General features: G+C 73.7%; 15 protein-coding genes. 4 read left to right on the top strand and 11 right to left on the bottom strand.

The window, feature by feature from the left end; all coding sequences use genetic code 11:
* The first annotated feature begins 22 nt into the window (after nt 1-22).
* On the top strand, nt 23-1,063 hold the full coding sequence (locus NRP21_RS24005) for a GNAT family N-acetyltransferase (RefSeq protein ID WP_257718772.1): 1,041 nt from the start codon (nt 23-25) through the stop codon (nt 1,061-1,063).
* 8 nt (nt 1,064-1,071) lie between these two features.
* Here NRP21_RS24005 and NRP21_RS24000 read toward each other — a convergent pair whose 3' ends face one another.
* The 4 genes from NRP21_RS24000 to NRP21_RS23985 form a co-directional block, all read right to left on the bottom strand.
* On the bottom strand, nt 1,072-2,055 hold the full coding sequence (locus tag NRP21_RS24000) for a glycosyltransferase (protein WP_257718771.1): 984 nt from the start codon (nt 2,053-2,055) through the stop codon (nt 1,072-1,074).
* Nucleotide 2,056: 1 nt separating this feature from the next.
* Nucleotides 2,057-3,604 (bottom strand): oligosaccharide flippase family protein, encoded by a 1,548-nt coding sequence (locus NRP21_RS23995; RefSeq protein WP_257718770.1) that lies wholly within the window; start codon nt 3,602-3,604, stop codon nt 2,057-2,059.
* Nucleotides 3,601-5,517 carry an asparagine synthase (glutamine-hydrolyzing) gene (asnB, locus tag NRP21_RS23990; protein WP_257718769.1) on the bottom strand — a complete coding sequence of 639 codons (1,917 nt, stop codon included), beginning with the start codon at nt 5,515-5,517 and terminating at the stop codon, nt 3,601-3,603. Before asnB ends, NRP21_RS23995 begins: the two co-directional genes overlap by 4 nt.
* A gap of 270 nt (nt 5,518-5,787) precedes the next feature.
* On the bottom strand, nt 5,788-6,774 hold the full coding sequence (locus tag NRP21_RS23985) for an NAD-dependent epimerase/dehydratase family protein (protein WP_257718768.1): 987 nt from the start codon (nt 6,772-6,774) through the stop codon (nt 5,788-5,790).
* 225 nt (nt 6,775-6,999) lie between these two features.
* Between NRP21_RS23985 and NRP21_RS23980 the strand changes: the two genes are divergently transcribed.
* The 3 genes from NRP21_RS23980 to NRP21_RS23970 are packed head-to-tail and all read left to right on the top strand — an operon-like array spanning nt 7,000 to nt 9,945.
* Nucleotides 7,000-7,992 carry a glycosyltransferase family 2 protein gene (locus tag NRP21_RS23980; RefSeq protein WP_257718767.1) on the top strand — a complete coding sequence of 331 codons (993 nt, stop codon included), beginning with the start codon at nt 7,000-7,002 and terminating at the stop codon, nt 7,990-7,992.
* On the top strand, nt 7,989-8,930 hold the full coding sequence (locus tag NRP21_RS23975; RefSeq protein ID WP_257718766.1) for an FkbM family methyltransferase: 942 nt from the start codon (nt 7,989-7,991) through the stop codon (nt 8,928-8,930). The genes NRP21_RS23980 and NRP21_RS23975 overlap by 4 nt, the downstream gene beginning before the upstream one ends.
* A gap of 4 nt (nt 8,931-8,934) precedes the next feature.
* Nucleotides 8,935-9,945, top strand: a complete 1,011-nt coding sequence (locus NRP21_RS23970) for a glycosyltransferase family 2 protein (RefSeq protein WP_257718765.1) — start codon at nt 8,935-8,937, stop codon at nt 9,943-9,945.
* Here NRP21_RS23970 and NRP21_RS23965 read toward each other — a convergent pair.
* The 7 genes from NRP21_RS23965 to prsK form a co-directional block, all read right to left on the bottom strand.
* Nucleotides 9,877-11,181 (bottom strand): glycosyltransferase family protein, encoded by a 1,305-nt coding sequence (locus NRP21_RS23965; protein ID WP_257718764.1) that lies wholly within the window; start codon nt 11,179-11,181, stop codon nt 9,877-9,879. The two genes, NRP21_RS23970 and NRP21_RS23965, sit on opposite strands and share 69 nt — an antisense overlap.
* A 50-nt stretch (nt 11,182-11,231) precedes the next feature.
* Complete coding sequence (locus tag NRP21_RS23960; RefSeq protein ID WP_257718763.1) at nt 11,232-13,331, bottom strand: hypothetical protein; 2,100 nt, start codon at nt 13,329-13,331, stop codon at nt 11,232-11,234.
* Nucleotides 13,328-14,551 carry a glycosyltransferase family 4 protein gene (locus tag NRP21_RS23955; protein ID WP_257718762.1) on the bottom strand — a complete coding sequence of 408 codons (1,224 nt, stop codon included), beginning with the start codon at nt 14,549-14,551 and terminating at the stop codon, nt 13,328-13,330. Before NRP21_RS23955 ends, NRP21_RS23960 begins: the two co-directional genes overlap by 4 nt.
* Nucleotides 14,552-14,732: 181 nt before the next feature.
* The gene (locus NRP21_RS23950; protein ID WP_257718761.1) at nt 14,733-16,079 is read right to left on the bottom strand and encodes a putative O-glycosylation ligase, exosortase A system-associated; all 1,347 of its coding nucleotides are present in this window, start codon (nt 16,077-16,079) and stop codon (nt 14,733-14,735) included.
* A 9-nt stretch (nt 16,080-16,088) separates the two neighbouring features.
* Nucleotides 16,089-18,968 carry an XrtA/PEP-CTERM system TPR-repeat protein PrsT gene (gene prsT, locus NRP21_RS23945; protein WP_257718760.1) on the bottom strand — a complete coding sequence of 960 codons (2,880 nt, stop codon included), beginning with the start codon at nt 18,966-18,968 and terminating at the stop codon, nt 16,089-16,091.
* Entirely contained in the window at nt 18,965-20,365 is a 1,401-nt protein-coding gene (gene prsR, locus NRP21_RS23940; protein ID WP_257718759.1) for a PEP-CTERM-box response regulator transcription factor, read from the bottom strand. Before prsR ends, prsT begins: the two co-directional genes overlap by 4 nt.
* A complete protein-coding gene (gene prsK / locus NRP21_RS23935; RefSeq protein WP_257718758.1) occupies nt 20,362-22,452 on the bottom strand; it encodes an XrtA/PEP-CTERM system histidine kinase PrsK in 2,091 nt (696 codons plus the stop codon). The genes prsR and prsK overlap by 4 nt, the downstream gene beginning before the upstream one ends.
* Nucleotides 22,453-22,457 lie beyond the last annotated feature (5 nt).

Genomic DNA, 22,457 nt, shown 5'->3' with positions numbered 1-22,457 from the left:
CTGGCGGGGCAGGATCGCCCCCGTGCAGATCACCGCCCATCCCGTGCGCGACCTCGCCCAGCTGGGGGCGGACTGGCGCGCCCTGGAGGCGGAGGCGGCGTGCTCCTTCTTCCAGTCCTGGAGCTGGGTGGGGTGCCTGGCGGAGGAGCGCTACGACGATCCCGTCCTGCTGCGGGGCCGGCAGGATGGTCGGGATGTCGCGCTGGCGCTGTTCAACCGCCGCCGCGGCCGCCTCCACCTCGCCGAGAGCGGCGATCCCGCGCTCGACGCGCCCTTTATCGAGCACAACGCGCCGCTGGTGGCGGCGCAGGCCCCGGAGGGCACCGGGGCCGCCCTGCTCCGCGCCGCCTGGGCGGTCTCCGGCGCGCGGCGTCTCGTCCTCGCCGGCACGGAGGCGGCGCTGGCCGAAGCGGCCGGGGGCACCGTGTTGCGGTGGCAGGAACGCCCCGCGCCCCTGCTGGATCTCGCGGCCGTCAGGGCCAGCGGCGGCGGATACCTCGCGACGCGGAGCGCCAACACGCGCCAGCAGCTGCGCCGCTCCGCCCGCGCCTTCGAGAGGCGCGGCCCGCTGCGGCTGGAGCGCGCGGAGGATGCCGGCCAGGCGCTGCAATGGTTCGAGCGGCTCCGCGAGCTGCACGAGAGGACGTGGAAGGCCCGCGGCAGGCCCGGCGCCTTCGCCACGCCCTTCCTGCTGCGCTTCCACCGCGCCCTGATCGCGGCCGCCGCCGTGCGGGACGAGCTGGACATGCTGCGCGTGACCGCGGGCGGGGCGGAGGTGGGCTACCTCTACAACTTCCGCCTCGGCGGCCGCGTCTCGGCCTATCAGAGCGGGCTGGCGCCGACGGAGGCGGGATCCCCCGAGAAGCCCGGGCTGACCTGCCACGCGATGGCGGTGGAGCGCGCGCTGGAGGCGGGCGACGCCGTCTACGACTTCCTGGCCGGGGACGCGCAGTACAAGCGCAGCCTGGCGAACGGCGCCGGGCGGCTGGTCTGGTCGGAACGCGTGCCGGTCCTGTCGCCGCTCGGCCTCGCGGCCGGGTTGCGGCGCCTTTTGAAGGTCTGAGCGCGCGCTCATGCGGCCTCCGTGTCCGAGACGAGGTGCGGCATGAGGTCGCCCCAGGGCGGGGCGCGGCGCATCCGGCGCAGCGCCAGCGCCGCGAAGGGATCGCGCCAGGGCCGCGGCTCCCGCACGGCCGGGGCGCGCGCGATCCATTCCAGCACCTGGCGATCGGCGTTGTGGGGCATCGCGCCGAAGCCGCCGGCCGCGCCATCCGCCGCGTAGAGCGTATCCCGCAGTGCCGCCCATTGCAGGCGGCCGCGCCCCTGCTGGATCAGCCGGTGCCAGTGCCGCCGCGCATCCTGCCAGCGCAGTGGGTTCAGCCGCGGCGCAGACCAGGTCGCGCGCTCCTCCACCAGGAGGCGCTCGGGCCGCCAGCCGCCGCGCGCCGCATCCAGGTCGTGCATCACCAGGGAGCCGATCAGTCCGTCGCCCCGGTAGAACCCGAGCGGCAGCCGCAGCCCCGCCGCCGCGATCCGGTCCAGGAACCCGCCGCGCAGGGCGAAGAGCGACCCGTGCAGTCCCGGCTCCACCCGCATCCGGCGGCGCAACGCGGCGGCGCTGCGGCCCGTGCTCGGCACGGCCGCGGCTGCTTGGGCCTTCGGATGCTCCCGCAGGCCGGCCGCCAGACGGTACAAGGCGTCCGGCTCCACCACGGCGTAGGCATCCACGAAAAATCCGGTTTCCGCGCGCGGCCGCAGCGCGTGGATGAACTGGTTCAGCGCATTGGCCTTGTCGGCCTGGGGGATGAGGAACACCCGGCCGCGCAGCCCGGCCTCGTGCAGCGCCGCGGAGGCCAGCGCGGCGGAAGCGTCGGTGGTGCCGTTCAGCAGCACCGTCACGTGCAGGTCCCTTCCCTCCCCCGCCCTGGCCAGGGCGCGGATGCAGCCGGCGATGAAGGCCGCCTCGTTCCGGCCGAACACGGCCGCCGCCCATTCGGCCCTGCCCCGGTCCAGCCTGGCCGGCGGCGTTTCCGGTCGCGGCACCGGCATGTCCATGTCAGCTCTCCCGCGGCAGCGGGGATCGCCCGCGCAGGGCCGCGAAGCGCCCGACGATGCGGCGGACCAGGGCGGCCATGTCCGCCTCCGCGCCCGCCGGCCTTCCCGCGGCAAGCCAGCTCGTCGTGAGCACGGCGACGAAGATCCCTGCCCCAAGCCCGGCGCCGGCCAGGAGAAGCGGAACCGCCGCCGCCGCGGACGGCGGAGGGGGAGCCCAGCCGAGCCCGACCCACCAGAGCGCGACGGCCATCGTGGCAGTGGCGAGTGCCGGCCGCCGCAACTGGGCCAGGAAGCGCAGGGGCGGGATCCGAAGGGCGCGCAGGCCGGAGCCGACGAGAAGAAGATGCTCCGCCACGACCGCGAGGCCGACGGCCATCCCGGCGCCGAAAAGGCCGTGGGATCGCGTCAGCAGGACCAGCAGCACCACCCGCACGGCGGCCGCGGCCACGGTGATGCCGAGCAGCGTGCGCAGGGCGGCCCGCGCGTTCAGCATCGCCGCGCTGATGCCGCCGAACAGCGTCAGCGTGCAGGCGACACCGAGGATCTGGATCACCGGCACCGCCTCGATCCATGCCGGCCCGAAGGCCAGCGCCACCACCGGCCCGGCGACGAGGGAGATGCCGAAGCCCGCGGGGATGGTGAGCAGGGCCGTGAGGGCGACGATGCGGAGATAGGCATCCTCCAGCACCACCGGGTCGCCGTGGCGCAGGGCCGCGGCGAAGCCGGGCATGCAGGCGCGGCAGATCGGGTCCACCATCTCGGTGGTCGGCAGCACCGCCACCTCCGCCCCCGCCGCGTAGACGCCCAGCCGGGTGGGGCCGAGGACGCGGCCGATGACAAGGCTGTCCGCGCGGTCGCGTACCACCGTGGCCAGGCTGTTCGCCCAGCTCCACACCGAGACGCCCGCCAGCTCCCGCCACGCCGTCAGGGAGAGGCGCGGCCGGTACGGGTGCAGCAGGTGGCTCGCCACCACGAGGCCGAGCCGGTTGACGAGGATGCCCAGCACCAGCGCCCAGTGGCTGGCCAGGAGCCACGCCCCGACCACCGTCACCACGATGCCGGCGACGCGCGGCAGGAACTGGAGCTGGAACTCCTTCTCGAAGCTCAGGTGCCGGCGGAAATCCGCGATGCCGACATTCGTCAGCCCCGTCGCGGCCGCCGAGACGGAGAGGGCGAGCAGCACCGGTGCCAGCCGCGGCTCTCCGAAGAAGCCGGCCGCCGGCCAGGCCGCCACCGCGATCAGCACCGCGAGGAGCAGGCAGCGCAGCAGGTTCAGCGTGAAGGCGGTGTCGTAGAGTGCCGGCCGCGGATCGTGGGAGCGGACGATCTGGTCCTCCACCCCGATGGAGACGCAAACATCCAGCGCCAGGGCGAAAGCCGTTGCCAGGGCGACGAGCCCGAAGTCGCCGGGCGGCAGCAGGCGGACGAGGATCAGCGTGCTGACCAGGCCTAGCAGCCGCGTCATCATGCGCCAGGCCATTACCCAGCCCGCCCCGCGCGCGGTGGCCGCGAGGATGCCGCCACGCGCGGGTCCCCCGCCATTCCTCATGGTGCTAGCACCGCCGCGTCGGGCACGGCTCGCTCCCCGGCCGCGGCGCCCGCGAGGAAGCCTTCCAGCACCAGCAGCTGCCAGAGGGCCTGGGCGTGGTCGAAGCGGCCATCGGCGTGCTGGTCAGCCAGCCGCGCCAGCGCGGCGGCATCGAACAGCCCGCTGTCGAGCATGGCCGGGCCGAGCAATCGCGCCCGCAGCTGCGGCATCTGCGCCCGCAACGCCGCGCCCATCGGCGCGGCGAAGCCCTGCTTGCGCCGGTTCGGCACGGCACCGGGCCGCAGGCCCTGAACGGCCTCCCGCAGCACGCGCTTCCCGGCCCCCTGGCGGAGCTTGAGCGGGGCCGGCAAGGCCAGGCCCCATTCCACCAGCGTGTGGTCGAGCAGCGGCGGCCGCACCTCCAGCGAAACCGCCATGCTCGTGCGGTCCACCTTCGTCAGGATGTCGCCGGGCAGGTAGGTGTGCAGGTCCGCGTACTGGGCCTGCAGCAGCGGCTGGTCCGGGTCGCACTCCTCCATCAGCGCACCGAAGCGCGCCGCCGGGTCGTGCCCTTCCACCGCGCCCCGCATCGCCGGGGAGTACAGGCCCCGCCGCCGCTCCTGCCCGATGCGGCAGACCGTGTTGTAGTAGCCGAGCGCGCTGTCGAGGCTGATCTCCGTCAGCGTGTGCTTGGCGCGCAGCCAGCGCGGCGCCCGGTCCAGCTTGGGATAGGCGCGCGCGAGCGAGCCGATCAGCGGGCGGCGGATCCGCGAGGGCATGAGGCGCCGCACCGCTTCGGCCAGCCCGTGCCAGCGGTAGCGGCGATACCCGGCGAAGACCTCGTCCCCGCCATCGCCCGAGAGCGCCACGGTGACATGGCGGCGCGCCAGGCGGCACACGGCCAGGGTCGGCACGGAGGAGGCGTCCCCGAAGGGCTCGCCGAAGAGGGCGGCCTGCCGCCGCGCATCCTCCAGCAGGTCGCCCGAGGCGGCCTGGGCACGGTGCGTGCCGCCGAGCAGCCGCGCCAGGGAGGCCGCGGCCGGGCGCTCGTCCTCCGCGCCGGCGAAGCCGATGGTGAAGCTGTCCAGCGGCTGCCCGGCGCGTGCCGAGGCGACGGCGATCGCACTGGAATCAAGGCCGCCGGACAGGAAGCACCCCAGTGGAACGTCCGACATGAGCCGGATCCGAACCGAATCCTGCAGCCGTGTCGCCAGCTCCTCCGCCGGCGTTCCGTGGGGCGGCACGACGGACTGCGGCGGCTGCCAGTAGCGCCGGGGCGGCGGGAGCCGTGACTCGCCCCTTTCCATGCGGATGAAATGGGCCGCCGGCAGGCGCCGGATCGCGGCGTGGATCGTGTGCGGGTCCGGCACGTAGCCGAGCGCGAGGAAGTCGTCGATCGCCGCCGGGTCCAGGCGCCGGGACAGGGAGGGGAGCGCCAGCAGCCCCGCGATCTCCGAGGCGAAGGCGATGCTGCCGTCCGGCAGCGCCGCGTAGTGCATCGGCTTCTCGCCCAGGCGGTCGCGCGCCAGGAAGAGCTGCCCGCCGTCCCGGTCCCACAAGGCGAAGGCGAACATGCCGTTCAGGCGCTCGAGGCAGCCCACGCCCCATTGCCGCCATCCGTGCAGGATGGCTTCCGTGTCGGAACGGGTGACGAAGCGGTGCCCCAGCGCCTCCAGCTCGAGGCGCAGCTCGGCGTGGTTGTAGATCTCGCCGTTGAAGGAGATCACCAGCGCGCCGTCGGGCGTGGTCATCGGCTGCGCGCCGCCGGCCAGGTCCACGATCGCCAGGCGCCGGTGCCCGAGCGCGACCCCCGGCTCGGCATGGAAGCCGTCTCCGTCCGGGCCGCGATGCCGCACTGCCTCCGCCATGCGCCGGACCGGCCCGAGGTCCGGGGTCCCGAGGGCCGGCTGGAAGATCCCTACCACACCACACATGCTGGGGCTCCCCCTTTAGGACGACCTGCGGTGCTTTGCTGTGCTATGAACAGGGTTTCCGTCCGGGCCCTGGCGGAGGAGCACCGCTCATCACGGCCCCGTTCCGCTTGAGGAGACGTCGCATGAACCCTGGCCGTACCGACCCTGGCCAAGCGGAATCGGGCCGGGGATCCGGTGAGGTCAGGCCCGCCACCGCGACGGTCCAGAGGCGGATGTCCTGGCCGGCGGCCGCGCTGCTGATCGCCGTGCTCTCGGTGCTCGGCTGGGCTGTCATAGGCCTGACCACATGGGCGTTCTGGCGCTGACGGCCGGACGGGCAGACGGCGCCAGCCCCGGTCGCCCGGCCCGCATCCACGCCAGGGTCGCCTCCAGCCCGTCCTGGATCGCCACGGTCGAGCCCAGGCCGAGCCGTTCGCGCGCCCGGAGCGCCGAGCCGATCGAGTGCCGGACCTCCCCCGCCCTCGCGGGCTGACGGACGATCTCGGCCTTCACGCCGCAAAGCTCTGCCACCAGGGAGGCCAGTTCCAGGACCGACACCCCGTGCCCGGTGCAGATATTATAGACGGGCGCGGCGATGTCGACGTGGTCCATCGCCGCGAGAAGCGCGCGCACCACGTCCTCGACGAAGATGAAGTCGCGGGTCTGCTCGCCATCCCCGAAGACCGTCAATGGCTCGTTCCGCAGCAGGCGGTCGCAGAAGATGGAGATCACGCCCGAATAGGGCGAGGCCGGGTCCTGCCGCGGCCCGAACACGTTGAAGAAGCGCAGCCCGACGGTGGGAACGCCGTGGACATGGCCCGCGACGCGCGCGTGCTGCTCGCATCCCAGTTTGTCCGCACCATAGGCCGAAAGCGGCCGGGTGGCGGAATCCTCGTGCAGCGGCAGGCTCCCGTTGCTGCCGTACACCGCCGCGGAAGAGGCGTAGACCACGGGAATGCGGAGCCCGCGCGCCGCTTCCAGTAACGCGATCGTCGCTGAGAGATTGGTCCGGTGCGCGCCGAGCCAGTCCCTCTCGCCGCGCTGGACAGAGGCGATCGCCGCGAGATGGAAGCAGCCATCGACGCCCGCCAGGGCCTCGCGCAGCGCCATGGGCTGGCAGACATCGCCGAGGAGAAGCTTGCTGCCGGGCGCGAGATTGGCCTCGGACCCGCTGGATAGGTCGTCCAGCACCCGGACGCCGTGCCCCCGGGCGCGAAGCGCGGCGCAGAGATGCGAGCCGATGAAGCCGCAGCCACCGGTCACCAGGAACATCGCCATCGCCCTGAAGTCCTTCGTGAAGGCACAGGTGAAAGATAACCGGACATTGGTTTCTGGATAGATAGTATTATGCGCCTTACACAATTTACATTTTACATTATCTGAATTTATTGAATTTCACAGAATTAAACCGGAATGACTAAAGCGTCCGTGCAGTTTCATTGATTAAACCCCCGAACTGTCTGATCTTGCTTACTCCAACCAGTGCATGTGCAGGGCTGCCCCGTGGACCTCAGCGTCGTCTGCCCTGTCTTCAACAGCGATCCCGCGCTGCTGCGCGCCGCGGCTCGATCGGTGCTGTCGGCCGGGGATTCCCGTGGTGTCGCCGCACTCATCCTTGTCGATGACGCATCGACGGACCGCTCCACCCTGGACACGCTGCAGTCGATGCAGTCCGAGCCGCGCGTCCGGGTCTTCCGGCAGGCGCGCAACACAGGCCCGGCCTCGGCGCGGAACCGCGGCATCGCGGAGGCGAGGACGGAGTGGATCGGCTTCCTCGACGCGGATGACTTGTGGCTGCCCGGCCGGCTGGAAGCCACCGTGGCGCTGGCCGGCACGGCACAGCCGAACTGGATCGGCGGCCGGCACGTCTCGCTGCATCGCGACGGCAGCCTGCACAGGGAGCCTGGCATCGCGGACGCGATGGCAAGGGCGGGCCGCCCTTCAGACCGCGCCGATGTGTATCGCGGCCCCGATCTCACCCGCCAGCTGATCGCGAACTTCTGGATGCACCTCGGCGCGGTTCTGGTGAAACGCGATGTCGCTCTCCGTATCGGCGGTTTTGCCGAGGGGCTCCGCTACTACGAGGATTTCCTGTTCCTCGCCAAGCTGTCGGTCGTCGAGCCGCTCCACCTGCTCGACGCCGAGGTCTACGCATGGCGCCGCACTGGAACGGGCCTCACGGCATCCCCTGCGCGCCTGTCTCCCGATTCCATGCGGATGCACAGCCTGGCGGCCGCGGACCCGCTGCTGCACGGCTTCCGGCGGGAACTGCGCTGGGCCCGCTACAGCGCCCGCAAGGGCCTTGCCCTGAACAACCTCCTCGCCGGCCACCGCATTCGTGCGCTGCTCCTCGCGCTCGACACCTATCGCATGGACCCGCGCGAGCTCGGCGATCTCGCCACCTTCCTTCGCATGTGGATCGGCGGCGGGGCCGGCCCGGCACAGCGCCTCCGGTATTCCCACGCCGAAATCTTCTCTTCCCAGGACAGCCGATGAACGCGATCGCGCGGCCGCAAGGCCAGCTCATGATGCTCCGTGCCGCCTGTGCCGGGCTGCGGCTCTACTTCCGCCACGTCCCACTGCGCTCGGGCAAGGAATGGCTCTGGAACCGGATCGTCCATCGCCACATCCTCTGGCGGTCCTTCCGGATCGAGGCGCGGACGCGCTTCGGAGCAAGGCTGGAAGGCGCCTTCCCGGACGTGGTGCACAGCTACGTGTACTTCTTCGGCATCTGGGAGCCCTCCGTCACGGCGCTCCTCCGCGCCTCGCTGAAGCCGGGCGACGTGGTGATCGATATCGGCGCCAATGTCGGGCTGCACACGCTGCTCGCCGCCAGCCTCGTCGGGCCCCGCGGGCGCGTTCATGCGGTGGAGGCGTCGCCCTGGATCTTCCGGCGCCTGGAGCGGAACCTGGCGGCGAACGGCGCGGGGAACGTCCGCGCCTACAATGTGGCGGCCACCGCGGAGGCCGGCCCCGTGCCGGTTTTCCTGCACGACGACACGAATCTCGGCGGAACCACGATTGTCGCGGAGGAGGCGGCCCGCAACGGCGCCCGGCACGAGGCCACGGTGGAGGGCCGGCCGCTCGCGCAGATCGTGCCGGCCGAGGAGATCACGGCGGCACGGCTGATCAAGATCGATGTCGAGGGCGCGGAGTGGATGGTGCTCCAGGGCATGAAGGACATCCTGCCGCGGCTGCGCGAGGACGCCGAGGTGCTCGTCGAGGTGAAGCCCGCCGCCCTGAACGAGACCGGCGGATCGCTGGAGGCGCTGCTCGCCCTGTTCAGGGAGGCCGGGTTCCACCCGTTCGAGGTCGCGAACGACTACCGCCCCGGCTTCTACATCCGCCCCGCGCCCACTCGCCTGGTTCCCTTCACCCGCACGGGCTTCGACATGGCCGACCTCGTCTTCCGGCGGGCCGGCGGGCCCGGGTGATCCCATGTTGCCGCAAGCCACGGTGCGCATCAGCGTCGTTGTCCCCACCTACAACCGCGCGGCCCTGCTCGCCCAGACCCTCGACGCCATCATCGGCCAGAGCCTGCGCCCGCACGAGATCATCGTGGTGGATGATGGATCCACGGACGGCACGACCGCAATGCTGTCCGGGCGCTACGGCGGCCTTGTCACGGTCTGCCGCATCCCCAACTCGGGCGATCTCGCCGCGCGCAATGCTGGTCTCCGGATCGCCAGCGGCGAGCTCGTGGCGTTCTGCGACAGCGACGACCTCTGGTCTCCCGATTTCCTGCGCGCCATGGCCGCGCTCTGGGCCGCAGAGCCGCGCACGCGCGTCGCCTTCGCGAATTTCACTATTCTCCATGACGAAAAGCACGACGCCGCGCGTAAATTCGATGCGGCGCCGCCCGGCTTCTGGGATGGCCTTCGCCCCCTCGGGCCTGACAGCGCGGTGTTCGACAGCCCGGTCGTCGACCGGCTCATCCGTTTCCAGCCCTTCTTCCCTTCCTGCATGGTGGCGGACCGCCTCTTCCTCCTGGGGATCGGCGGCTGGGACGCGTCCGTCGGGCGCATCGTCGGCACGGATTTCGCCACGGTGCTGCTGCTGGCGGAGCACGCGCCCTTCGGCGTGGTGACCCGGCCACTGGTCGAGATCCGTAAGCACGCCGGCAACTACTCGGCCGACGTGCAGGCGATGAACCTCGGCGACGCGGCGATCCTGGAGCACGTGCTCCAACGCCGCCCCTCTCTGCTGCAGCACGCGGCCGCCATTCGGGAGAGCGCCGCGCATCGCCGTGCCAGCGCGCTGGACATCGCCTTCGGGCGCCATGACCACGAGGCGGTGCGGCGGATCTACGCGCAGCTCCCCCGCCCGCACCGGGGATGGAGGACGAAGCTCAAGCTGGGCGTCTCCGCCCTGCCGCGGCCGCTACCGCGTTTCCTCGGCGGTACGCTCCTCGCCCTCGGCTCCTGGCGCGCCGGCAACAACCGGGGCTGAGGCCAGCGCCAGGCGGGATGGTGCTGCCCGCCGGAACAACTCCGGGAAGCCCTGGCGCAGGATGGTCCGGTAGGCCAGGGCCTGCGCCTCCGGCCCGCGGCCCTCGCGCAGCCGGCGCAGCGCCGCCACCTGGGCCTCGTAGCGGGCGCGGTCCAGGCCGCCCGCCATGACCTCCTCCAGCACCGCCTGCATCCCCGCGAGGTCGTCGCAGAGATGGCCGATATCGCCGCCCTCGTCGAAAAGCGCCTCGGTGATGGGAACGCGGGCGGCGATCACCGGCTTGCACCAGGCCACGGCGTCCATCAGCCCACCGCTCGGCGACAGGCTGTAGTAGCCGGGCTGGAGCGGCAGGAACACGTAGTGCAGGCCGGCCAGCCGCGCCGCGAAGGTGGCGCGGGGGATGTGCCCGATCTCCACGGGGTGGGCGATGTCGGCGAAGCGCTCGGCGGGGGTGGTGTGCGGGCGTCCGCCGACGATGTGGAACTCGATCCGCTCGCCATACCGCGCCCGGAACAGCCGCGCCGTCTCCAGGAAGGCGTCGATCCCCTTGGATCCGGTCGCCATCCCCACGATGCCGATACGGAGCGGCCCGTCCAGGCCGGGTGCCGGGTGGCCCGCCGCCTCCCGCGTGTCCACGGGGTGGGGAAGCACGTCCGTGCGGGCCCGGCTGCCGGGGATGATCGCCTCCAGCGCCTCGCGGATCACCGTCTCGAAGACGAGCAGCCTGAGCTGCCGCGCCGGCCGCGCGAGCATGGCGTGCAGGTCGAGCATGCGGACCAGCGGGTGGCGCGACCGCCAGCCGACCACCTCGTTGAGGTTCCCGTGCATGCCCACCTGCACCGAGACGGTCTGCCGCGCCGTGCGTGCCGCGATCAGGGCAGCAAGAATCGCCGTCGGCGTGGTGGAGGCGAGCACGATGAGGTGCGCCTCCCCCGCGCTGGCCTCGCGCGCGGCGGCGCGCAGCGCGGCCTGGATCGTCCGCAGCTCCCGCCAGAAGCGGCGGGCGGAGACGATGTGCGTCTTCCACCGGTACAGCGGCGAGAGCGCGATGGGGGTGAAGCGCAGGTTCGGCAGGCGGAGCATCGCCGGGTCCTCGCGCAGCGCCGCCAGGTGGTCCGCCTCGGCATGAAAGCGCACGCCGGTCCCGGGCAGCGCGAGCGCCATCGCCTGCAGCAGGCCGCGGTTGATCGGCACATGGGCCGTGCCGCCATTCGTCATGTCGAAGACGAGGATCATCGGGCTGCCCCTCCCCGGCCGCTCACGCCACACGACTCATGGCGCACGATTCACGGCGCGCACCGGGCGCCGGCCCGCCCGCGCGGGACGATGTGGAAGACCGGGTCGCGGGCGAAGTCCTGCGCGCGGGTGAAGGGCGCACCGGTTCCGGCCAGCCAGCCATAGGCCTGCGCCGCCTTCTCGGAGCCGAGCGCGTCGGAGACGGCCGCGAGCGAGGCCATCGCGAGCTGGACGTAGTCGCCCTCGCTCTTGCCCCACCCATTGCCGTTGGAGAGGCCCCTTGCCCGTGTCGCCTCGCCGATCGCCGCCCAGCTGCCCAGGGGCTGCCCGCCGGAGGAGAGGTTCGCGATGAGATAGGCCGCGCCGTCGTTCCGCGTGAAGCCGCGATCCGCCGCCGCGAAGCGGCCGACGAGGAAGTTCGCCATCCAGGTCAGCACGGCGCGCGCCGCCTCGTCCCCCCGCCGCGCCGCGATCGCCGCGGTGGAGGCGAAGTAGTCCTGCTGCCAGGGCGGCAGCACGCCCGCGGAGCCGTATTCGCCGGGGATCCAGCCATGCGCCTCGCCCTGGGCTGCCGTCCAGGCGGGGATCTGCGCGCGGATCCAGGCCCAGTTCCCGGCGGCGGCCGCGCGCAGCCAGGGCCGGTTGGGATCGGCGTCCGGGCTCACCCAGGCCGCGTTCTCCAGCTGGCGCAGGGACCAGGCAGCACCGCGCACCTGGTTGCCGCGCACGACGTTCACCCCCTCCCCCGGCCCCGCGGCGCCCGCTGCCCCGCGGGCGGCCGGTGCCGGCCACTGCGAGACCACGCACCAGGAAGCCTGGGCCTGCAGGTTGTCCAGCAGCGCCCGGCGCCCCGTGAGCAGGTAGGGCACGAAGTTCAGGTCCGGCTGGTGCGCGCAGTCGGCCCGCCAGCCGGTATCACCCGCCACGGGCTGCATCAGCCCGCCCGGCGCGGGGCCGCCCCGCCCGTCGCTCCACAGCCGGGGCCAGCGGCGCGTGTCGATCCAGCCGCCGCTGCCCGCGCCGCCGGAAGGATCCCAGTAGTGCCAGGGGATGGAACCCGCCGCCTCGGCCTGCCCCAATGCGTAGGCGGCCGCGCGGGGGTCGCCCGTGATCAGCCAGGCGGCCTGTGGCATGGTGGCAGGGCCGATATCGGGGCGGCCGCCGGTCTGCCCCATGTCCTGCGCGATTCCCCGCGCCGTCAGGGGTGCCGCCCAGGCTGGCGTCGTGACTGCCTGCCCCATCCGGGCCAGCACCGCCTCATCGACCCCGGTCGAGAGGTCGTAGCGCGCCACGGCGGCCGCGTCGGCGAGGTAGGCGGCATCGTGCCGCACCCAGGGCGCCGTGCCGGCGCGGACCGATCCCACCAGCCGTCCCCAGCCCGTGTACTGGAACTGCCTGGGGATCGTGACCTCCAGCGCCGTGCGCCCGTCCAGCACCAGCTGCGCGGCGTAGGCCGCCTCGCCGCCGTTCGGGCGCATCGCAACGTCGTTCCGGAACCAGGCCTCCACCCAAAGCGCGCCATCCGCCCGCAGCGCCACGTCCGCGACCAGGCGGAGGGAGGCGACGCCCCCCGCCGCGGCCGGGGAAACGGCGGCAGAGATCCGCGCCGCAACGGCCAGCGGCCCGGCCTGCCAGGGCGCCTCCGCCAGCGCGGCGCGGAAGGCCGGCAGGAGATCCAGCCTCCACTCCGCCCCGCCCGCCCCGCGCACCGTGACAACCGCCTGCCGGCCGGAGAGCGCCGCCGCGGTGTCCATGGCCGGCCCCGCCGCCTCTGCCGCTGCCGAGAGCACCACCCCCTGCCGGCTGCCGCGCGGCAGGGCCGGGCAGGACAGGGCGACCACCGCCCAGCGGGCGGAGCCGTCGGGATGGCGGGCCTTCACGTCAACCTGCACGGGCACGGGCCGCCCGTCCGGCAGCCGCGCGCGCAGCGCGGCGCGGCCGGCGCCGGCATCCGGCACGTCGCCGGGGCGGAAGGCCTGGCCGAACACGGCTACGGCGCCGGCCGGCCCGCCCGTCCCCTCCAGCACCAGCCCCACCACGTCGCCCCTCTGGGAGGGACAGGCCGGGGCGGCGGCGCGCACCTGCGCCATCGCCCCGGCGGGCGCGGCGCAGGCCGCCGCGGTGGCCAGAAGGTGGCGCCGGCGCATCATGCCCCTGCCCTCGCCGCCAGAACGCGCCGGAACACCTGCATCTGCCCGGCGGTCGTCTCCTCCCAGCCGAAGCCCTCGGCATAGGCGCGGGTGGCGGCCCGGTCCGGCGGGGCGGCCAGCAGGCGCCGCACCCCGGCGGCCACCGCCTCCGGCGTCGTCTCATCCAGCACCAGCCCCGCGGCGGGGGAGCGCACCGCCTCGCGGCTGCCCCAGGCCGGGCTCGCCACCACCGGGGTGCCGCAGGCCATGGATTCCAGCAGCACGTTCGCCCATCCCTCCCGGCTGGAGGCGAGCACCATGGCGTCCGCCGCGCCGTACCAGCCGGGCAGGCTCGCATGGGGCTGAGCGCCGACGAACCGCACCCGTTCCTCCACGCCCAGCCGCCGCGCGAGGGCGAGCAGCGCCCCGCGCTCCGACCCTTCCCCCAGGATGAGCAGGCTGTGCCCGGGCAGCATCGGCAGCGCCCCGATGACGTGGTGGTGCCCCTTCCGCTCAATGAGGTGCCCCACCGAGATCAGCACCGGCTCCTCGCCCAGCCCGAGGGCCGCGCGCGCAGCCCGGCGCGAAACAGGGGGCGTGAAGAGATCCAGGTCCACGCCGTTGCGGAGCACGGTGACCTTCTCCGCCGGCGCCCCGAGCGCCAGCAGGCCGTCCCGCAGCCCCGAGCTCACGGCGATCAGTGCGTCCGCCCCCGCGATGGCCCGCCGGATCGCCTGCCGGGGCAGGCGGTAGTCCGGCAGCTGGCTGACATCGGAACCCCGCGCCGTGATGACCACGGGCTTGCCGAGCTCCTGCCCCAGCCAGACCGCCGCCACGCCGTCCGGGTAGAGGTAGTGCGCGTCCAGCAGGTCGAAGTCGAACCCCCGCTCCCGCAGGCGCGCCAGCGCCGCGCGGGCCGTGAGGTAGAGGCTGATGGGCGCGGTCAGCATCCCCAGCCCGGGCGGGGCGAGGAAGCGGGGATGATGCACCCGCAGCCCGTGCCGGAGGGCCTCCGCCGGGCTGCTTCCGCCACGGAACGGAAACCACGGCACCGGCGCCAGCACCGTGCTCTCCGCCTCACCGCCCCCGACGAGATGGAGGAGGCGGTTCTCGACGAAGACGCCATGGTTGGGCCGGCCCGGGCTTGGGTAGAGGGTGCTGAAGGTCAGCAGCCGGACCGGGTCTTCCGCGCGGCGCGGCGCCGCTCCGGGATGGGCGAGGATATCGCGCGCCGCGCTCATGGCCGGCCCCCGCCGAAGGAACCGGGGCCGGCGGCTCCTCCCGCATTTCGAAGGGCGACCAGGCGGCCGTGCCGGGGTCGCGCACCGCCCACCAGGTGAGCCACGCGATGCCCGCGAGCATCGCCAGGAAGTAGAGGCCGTCCATGCGCGCGCTCCTCCGATGGCCGGGTCATGCACGGGGTCATGCGCCGGCACCTCTCGCAAGGCCCGGCAGGGCTGGCCGCGCGGGCGCCGCCCGCCATCCGCCCGCCGCGCCGCGCCATCTTTCCGTGCGCCCGGCCGCCCCCTCGGCCAGCGCCTTGCGCGCCAGCCCATAGGTGGCGCCCACGGCCACCAGCAGCGTCCAGTAGAAATCCCAGTAGGAGAGCGAGAGGAAGGTCCCGCTGACGAGGAAGGCGACGATCGAGACCTGCGCCATGAGACCGAAATCGCTTGCCCAGGCCAGGTCCGGCCGGCCGCGCCCCATGCGGCCGAGCCTCCACGCGTAGAAAAGGCCCGAGAGCGTCAGCCCCACCCAGAGGAAGAAGGTCGGGAAGCCGTTCTCGCCCAGGAGCTCGAACCAGATGCTGTGCACGGCGCGCGCCGGCCCGTCCGGCGCCACCGTGTCCACCACCGCGCGGTTATAAGGCCCGGTAAAGCCCACCCCCACCAGCGGGCGACTGAGCGCGAGGCGGAAGGAGATGCCCCACAGCACCAGCCGCTCCGAGGCCGAGCCGTCCTCCTGGTAGGTGGAGATGGTGTTCATCCGCTCCGTCCAGGCGCCCGGCATGAAGGCGATGGCCCCCGCCAGGCAGCCCGCCAGCAAGGTGCCGGAGATGATCTTGCTCTTGCTGCGGAGCCACATCACGAAGGCGGCCGCGAGCAGGCCGAGCAGCGCGCCGCGCGAGTAGCTGGCCACGGTGGCCAGCAGCGTCAGCGCCATCGCGGCCGCGAGCCCCGTGCGCACAAGGCGGTGCGCCGATTGCATCCGCAGCCAGTTCATCAGCGGCAGCGTCACCAGCATGGCCGCGGCCAGGTGGTTGTTGTCGTAGATCATGGTCTGCACCGGGCCCCAGACCCGGTAGTTGCCGCCGTTGACGATCGCGAAGATCCCGCCGCGCACCCCGTAGTAGCCGAGCGAGATCACCATCACCCAGACCAGCGCGTGCACCCGCCGCCGGTCCGTCAGCATGGAGGCGGTGACGAGCAGCATCAGCAGCACCTTCATCACCTGCTCCCACTTCGCCCAGACCGCCGTGGGATCGCCGAGCGCCGCGGCCGAGGTGAGGGTGAAGCACGCCATCAGCCCCAGCAGCGGGATCGTCACGGCGTTCCAGACGGGCCGGCGCATCTCCCCCGCCGCGACGCAGCCGATCAGCGTGGCGGCGAAGACCGACATGGCCCAGGGCAGCTCGGAGGCAGGGCCCCAGACCAGCCGGTGCGGGTTCATGAAGGAAATCCACGACCACAGCAGGATCCCGGCGAAGGGCCGCGCGACCGCCAGCGCCAGCAGCGCCATCAGCGTCGCGACGAAGAAGAGGTCGCGCATCCCCGGCCCTCAGCGGCGCGTGCGCAGGTCGGCGAGAAGGCGCTCCGCCTCCGCCCGGTCCGGGAAGGCTGGCGCACCCTCCATGGCGGCGGTGAGCACCGCCAGCGCCTCCTCCCGGCCGCCCGTGGCGCGGAGCGCATAGGCCAGGCGATAGGCGGATCCGGGATCGGGCCGATCCCCCTTCCGCGCCATGGCGGATTGCCGGAGCAGCGGCACCGCCCGCTCCGCCTGCCCGCCCCGCGCCATGATCCAGCCGAGCGTATCCGCCGTGTCGGGGTTGGGCGTCAGGAAGTAGGCGCGCTCGGCCAGCGCCAGCGCGCGGGACTGCGCCGCCGCGTCGCCGCCGCGCTGCCCCAGCAGCCAGGCGAGGTTGTTGAGCGAGACGGGGTCCTCCGGGTGGCGCGCCACCACCTTCTCCAGGCGCTGCGCCGCCTCGGTGTTCCGCCCCGCTTCGATGTCGAACTGCGAGAGGAGGAGCCCGGCGCCGTCATCGTCCGGATTGGTGGCCAGCCAGGTGCGGAGGGCCGCGCTCGCCCCCGGCAGATCGCCCGCGGAGCGCAGCGCCGCCGCCTGGCGCACCGCCAGCAACCCGGAGGGGGCCTGCGCAAGGGCGGCCGCGTAGGCCGCCGCCGCCTCTCGCGGCTGCCGCGCCGTGGACAGCACGTCGCCGCGCAGCGCCAGGCTGGCCGGCTGCGTGCCGGGCTGCGCGGCCAGGCGGTCCGCCACGGCCAGGGCCGCGTCCAGCCCCCGTGCCTGCAGGACCAGCGCGGCGAGCGTCTGCTGCAGCGCCGCGTCGGCCGGGCGGGTCCGCAGCCCCTGCTCGATCAGCGCCTCCGCCCCGCGCGCATCGCCGGAACGGACGAGCAGGCCCGCGAGCTGCCGGCGCGCCGCCACGGAATCCGGGTCCTGGGCCAGGGCCAGGCGGCTCTGCACCTCCGCCTCGGCCCATTCGCCCGCCGCCGCATGGGCCTCGGCGCGGGCCAGCGGCAGGGTGATGCTGCCCCCGCTCTCGCCCTGGCCCGGCGCCGCGGCCAGCATCCGGGCTGCGCCGGCGGCGTCGCCCGAACGCATCATCACGTTGGCCAGGGCGAGGGTCAGGGGCTGCGCGCCGGGCGCAGCGGCCTGCGCCGCCGTGAGCACGGCGCGCGCCTGCACGGCCCGCGGCGATCCCGGCATCGCGGCGGCGGCGAGCTGGCCGATCGCCTCGGAATTGGTCGGCTCCGCCCGCAGCACCTCGCCCAGCAGGCGCTCGACCTCCTCCGGGCGGTTCTCGATCCGCGCGATGCGGGCCAGCCCGTTCCGGGCGGCGGCCGAGGCCGGGTAGTCGCGCAGCACGTTGGAAAAGGTCGCCTTCGCGGGCTGCAACTCGAATCGCGCGAGGTGAAGCGTGCCCAGGAGAACGCCTCCTATCTCGCTGCGCTGTGCGGCCGGGTCCAGGCGCCCCAGCTCCGCCTCCACCCCCTGCAGGTCGCCGCGCTGGAGGGCGGTGAAGGCCAGCATTTCCCGCACGCCGGGCCGGGCTGGGTCGCGCTGCAACGCTCCCTCCGCCGCCGCGGCCGTCCCTGCCGTGTCGCCCGCGGCCAGGCGGGCCGCTGCCAGGCGGCCGAGCACGCCGGCATCGCCCGGCGCCAGCTCCGCGGCGCGGGACAGGGCGGCCACCGCCTCCCGCGGGCGCCCCGCGCGGATTTGCAGCCGCCCCAGCAGGTCCAGCGCCTCGGCATCCGCCGCCCCGCGCTCCGCGAGGCGGGAGAGGATCGCCACGGCCTCCTCGGGGCGGTTCGCGTCGATCTCGAAGGCGGCGACCATGCGCGCGCCCCGCGGGTCCTCCGGCTGGCGCGCCAGATGGCGGCGCGCGGCGTCCTCGGCCTGCGCGACCTGGCCCAGCCCGCGCTTGGCGAAGGCCAGCAGCAGGAAGCCGTCCGGGAAGTTGCCGAGGACGGCGCCGATGGGCTGCAGGGCCGCGTCCGTCCCCGCCCAGTCCTGGGCGCGGGCCAGCAGCATGGCGCGGAGATACAGGCCGGGCGGATTGTTCGGCACCACGGCGAGAACCGTGTCCAGGTCCTCCTTCGCCCGCGCCGTCTCGTTGAGCTGGATCAGCGCCTCGGCCCGCCGCAGCCGCGCCACCACGTTGCCGGGCGCGGCCGCCACAGCCCGCGTGAAGGTCTCCAGTGCCGGCCGCACGTCCCGCCGCTCGAACTGCAGCGCGCCCTTGCGGAGCAGCCCCTCCACGGAAGCCGGGTCGCGCGCCAGCACGCGGTCCGTCGCGGCCTCCGCGGCCGCGCGGTCACCGGCCGCCATCGCCACGGCGGCAGCGGCCAGCTGCACCTCCTCCGCCTCGGGCGCGAGGCGCAGCGCCGCCTGGCTTGCCTCGCCCGCCGGCCCCGCCTGCCCGATGGAGAGCAGCGCGAAGACGCGGCCGGCCAGCACCTGCGCCGCCACGGCCGGGTTGGCCGGGGGCGACCCTGCCGATGATCCCGGCGCGGGGAAGTCGCGGAGCAGCTCGTCGAAGCGGCCGGTGGCGAGGTAGGCGCGGATCAGCAGCGCAGTGCCGCGCACGGGATCGTAGCCGCGCTCCATCGCGGCCCGCGTCTCGCGCTCGGCGACCTCGCCGTCGCCCAGCTCCAGGCTGGCCAGTGCCAGCGAAATCCGTGTGGCGGCCGATCCGGGATCGTCCCGTACCGCATTCCGCCATTCCAGCTGGGCCGCCTTCAGGTCACCGCGCGCCGCGGCCTCCCGCGCCCGTTCCGGAGCCCCGGCCTCGGCGGGCACCGCGGCGGCGCTCCCGAGTAGCACGGCCCCGGCAAGGATCGCGCCTCGCAGCGCGGCACCGGCGCCGATGGGGGCCGCGGCGGGCGCGGCAACCGGGTACTTTGCGGGATTCTTGCTCATCGCTCGTTCCCTGGGGGGGTAGAAGAGGGCTCGACGTAGTTGCGGCCGCCGCTCAGCCCGTGCGCTTCCAGCAGCGCGTAGATCGTGGGCCGGCTGACGCCGAGCAGCCGCGCCGTCATCGTCAGGCTGCCGCTGCTCCGGGCCAGGGCGCGCTCCAGCGCCGATCGCTCCGCGCGGAGCCGCGCGGCGCGGATATCGAGATCCGCCTCCGGCGCCAGCTCCGGCTCGCTCAGTTCCAGGTCCGCCGCCGTCACCATCTGGCTGTCCGCCATCAGGGCACCACGGCGCACACGGTTGGACAGCTCCCGCACGTTGCCCGGCCAGGGATGGGCCTGGATCGCCTGCGTCGCGGCGGGGTCGAAGCCCCGGATGCGGCGGTTGAACTCCCGCGCGTAGCGGGCCAGGAACCAGCGCGCGAGGAGCAGGGCATCGTCGCCGCGCTCGCGCAGCGGCGGCACGCGGATGGTCAGCGAGTTGAGCCGGTAGAGCAGGTCGGCGCGGAAGCGCCCCGTCTCCGTCTGCTCCTCCAGCGGCTGGTTGGTCGCGGAGACGACGCGCACGTCCACCCGGATCGGCGCGCGCCCGCCCACCCGCTCGATCACCTGGTCCTGCAGGAAGCGCAGCAGCTTCGCCTGGAGGGAGGCCGGCAGGTCGCCCACCTCGTCCAGGAACAAGGTGCCGTTGTTCGCCGCCTCGATCCGGCCGGTCACCTGCCGCACGGCGCCGGTGAAGGCGCCGCGCTCATGCCCGAACAGCTCGCTCTCCAGCAGCGGCTCGGGGATCGCAGCGCAGTTGATCGGGACGAACTTCCCCTTCGCGCGCGGGCCCATCTCGTGCAGGGCGCGGGCCAGCGCCTCCTTGCCGGTCCCGCTCTCGCCCAGCAGCAGCACCGGGACAGACACCTGCGCGAGGCGCTCCACGGTGCCGCAGATCTTCAGCATCGCCTCGTCGGCGGTGATGATGTCGCGCACCGGGCTGGCGCGCGGCGTGGCGGCCAGGCGGAGGTTCTCCTCCTCCAGCTCCCGCAGGCGCAGCGCGCGGTCCACCACCGTGCGGAGCACCGCCAGGTCCACCGGCTTCTCGCAGAAGTCGTAGGCGCCGAGCGCGATGGCGCGCAGCATGTTCTCGCGCTGGCCCTGGCCGCTGCACACCACGACCGGCATCCCGGGCGCGAGGCGCCGGAGAACCTCCAGCGTCGCGAAGCCTTCCGTCACGCCCTCCGGGTCCGGTGGGAGGCCGAGATCGAGCAGCGTTGCCGAGGGCTGCTCCTTCTCGACGAGCTGCTTCGCCTGCGCCCGGTCCTGCGCGAGCACGACGCGACAATCAGGGAAGGCCCACCGAAACTGGGTCGCAAGGGCGACGTCGTCCTCGACGATCAGCAGCTTCGGTTTGCTCATGGGCATAGCTCCGCACCCGCTCCGGCGGGCTCTCGCGCTGGGGTGGAAATCATTGGCAGGGGATCTTCCATGGGAAGGCTGATGCGCATGGTGGTGCCGCTTCCCGGGGTGCTCTGGGCCACGAGGTCGCCTCCGGCTCGCCGCAGCAGCTCCCGCGCCTGCCAGGCGCCGATCCCGTTCCCGTTCGGCCTGGAGGAAGCGAGAGGACGGAACAGTACGTCGCGGAGGAAGGCCGCCGACATGCCGGTGCCGCGGTCCACGATGTCCACCAGCAGCGTCCCCTGCTGCCGCCGCAGCCGGATGAGCACCGGCCGGCCGGGAGGAGACGCTTCCACGGCGTTGTCCAGCAGGTGGGTGACCGCGGCGTCGAAAGCATCGGGCGCCATGGCCACCTGCACCTCTTCCTCGTCCCCCGCTTCCAGCAGGATCGTGCCGGGGCGATGGCCCGCAAGCTGCCGCAGCCTGGCCACGGGCCGGATGCGCGCGGTGGAGGGCGCGTGGCCCTCCTCCGGTGCCCGAAGCCGCGCGATCAGCGTGTCGATCCGCTTGGCGGCGGCACCGACGGTGAGCAGCATGTCGCGCTGGAACTCCGGGTCCGCGATATTCGCCTCCGCATTGGCGAGCAGCAGGTTGAGCTGCGTCGCCACCGTCTTCACGTCGTGCGCCACGAAGGCAAAGCGCCCGGCATAAGCCTGGATCCGCTCGGCATCCGCCACCCGCTGGGCGGCGCGCCGCTCCGCCAGGAACATCGCGACCTCCCGCCCCAAGGCGCGCAGGAGCGCGAACACCTCGCTATCCGGCACGAAGGGAGCCCGCGGCGGCGAGAGCAGCACCACGCCGAGCAGGCCCTCGCGGTGGTGGGTCAGCGGCACGGCAAGCCAGATCGGACCGAAGCAGGACCGCAGATCCGGGAACTCGCCCGGCTCGGGCTGGGCCACCCAGGTTCCGTCCCGCAGCGCCAGCGCGATCGCGTGCCCGGCCGGAAGCGCCAGCGGCGTCGCCGGGCCGTTCCAGGACCCGGCCCAGCACAGCGCCGGTGCGCCGGAGGGCGGGTCGCCAGGGTCGCGCAGCAACAGGATGCCCGCGGGGCTGTCGGCCGCATCCGCGATCGCGCGGATCGCCCGGACCTCCGCCGAGGCCTCGGCATCCGGCGCGGAGAGCGTGGCGACGCAGCGCAGCCACTCCCGCCGGTAGTCGTAGCGGTCGCGGAAGAAGGGATCCACGACGAGCCGCCGCAGCCGGGAGCGGACGGAGCGCGCGCTGACCGCCACGGCCAGCGCCATCACCGCGCCGGCGAGCAGCCCCACCTGCGCCGCGCGCGCCCAGGGGCCGCCGAGCCTGTGCAGCGCCTCCCCCACGATGCCGGCGCCGAGCAGGAAGGTGCCGGCGGTCAGCAGGGTGGCGCCGTGGAACACCAGCTGGCGCGAGACCGGTGGCTCCCGCGAGGCCCGACGGTCCCGCATCGCGGCGATCGCGAGCAGCGGCACCGCGAGCACAGCCAGCACGGCGCGCGAGTCGATCAGCACGTCCGAGAAGGCGCCGGACAGGGCCGCGTCCGCGTAGAGCAGGAGATCGAAGGCGGCCAACCCGCCGAGGGCGATGCAGGGCAGCACCACGTGCCAGCGGGCTTCCTCGGGGGCGTTGCGGTAGAGGTTCTCGGCAACCACCACGACGAGAAGAGCCAGCGCCGGCCGCGCGAGGGCGAGGGTGGTGGCGAAGCTCCGCGCTCCGGCTGCCTCGCCCACCACGGGCAGGAGCGACGCGACGGCCAGCAGCGAGGCGCCGAGGCCGAGCGCCCCGAGGCCGCGCAGGAGCGCCCCCCCGCCCGAAGCCGACATTCGATTGCAGAGCAGCAACAGCACGGCGAACCAGGTCGCGCTGCGCAGCACCTCCGCGAGCCCTGCGACGCCGTCGAGCGGGTTCTCCGGCGTCATCGCCACCGTTGCGGCCCAGACCGCGACCATCGCGCCCGCCAGCGCCGGCGGCCGCGCGGCGGCCCCGCGGCCGACGGCGAGGACGAGCACCGCCCAGGCGGCGCTGATGACAGCACAGCCCGCGTAAAGCACGACGGAGGCGTTGCCGTTCATGCCGC

Origin of the sequence: Roseomonas populi (assembly GCF_024594815.1) — a bacterium.
Taxonomy (GTDB): domain Bacteria; phylum Pseudomonadota; class Alphaproteobacteria; order Acetobacterales; family Acetobacteraceae; genus Roseomonas; species Roseomonas populi.
This window is presented reverse-complemented; position numbering and strand designations above follow the sequence as displayed.

Coding starts and splice junctions, on each gene's coding strand:
- NRP21_RS23975 (WP_257718766.1), top strand. CDS start 7,989: ATGAACGCGATCGCGCGGCCGCAAGGCCAGCTCATGATGCTCCGTGCC.
- NRP21_RS23995 (WP_257718770.1), bottom strand. CDS start 3,604: ATGAGGAATGGCGGGGGACCCGCGCGTGGCGGCATCCTCGCGGCCACC.
- NRP21_RS23955 (WP_257718762.1), bottom strand. CDS start 14,551: ATGAGCGCGGCGCGCGATATCCTCGCCCATCCCGGAGCGGCGCCGCGC.
- prsK (WP_257718758.1), bottom strand. CDS start 22,452: ATGAACGGCAACGCCTCCGTCGTGCTTTACGCGGGCTGTGCTGTCATC.
- prsT (WP_257718760.1), bottom strand. CDS start 18,968: ATGAGCAAGAATCCCGCAAAGTACCCGGTTGCCGCGCCCGCCGCGGCC.
- NRP21_RS23965 (WP_257718764.1), bottom strand. CDS start 11,181: ATGATCCTCGTCTTCGACATGACGAATGGCGGCACGGCCCATGTGCCG.
- NRP21_RS24000 (WP_257718771.1), bottom strand. CDS start 2,055: ATGGACATGCCGGTGCCGCGACCGGAAACGCCGCCGGCCAGGCTGGAC.
- asnB (WP_257718769.1), bottom strand. CDS start 5,517: ATGTGTGGTGTGGTAGGGATCTTCCAGCCGGCCCTCGGGACCCCGGAC.
- NRP21_RS23950 (WP_257718761.1), bottom strand. CDS start 16,079: ATGCGCGACCTCTTCTTCGTCGCGACGCTGATGGCGCTGCTGGCGCTG.
- prsR (WP_257718759.1), bottom strand. CDS start 20,365: ATGAGCAAACCGAAGCTGCTGATCGTCGAGGACGACGTCGCCCTTGCG.
- NRP21_RS23960 (WP_257718763.1), bottom strand. CDS start 13,331: ATGATGCGCCGGCGCCACCTTCTGGCCACCGCGGCGGCCTGCGCCGCG.
- NRP21_RS23985 (WP_257718768.1), bottom strand. CDS start 6,774: ATGGCGATGTTCCTGGTGACCGGTGGCTGCGGCTTCATCGGCTCGCAT.
- NRP21_RS23970 (WP_257718765.1), top strand. CDS start 8,935: ATGTTGCCGCAAGCCACGGTGCGCATCAGCGTCGTTGTCCCCACCTAC.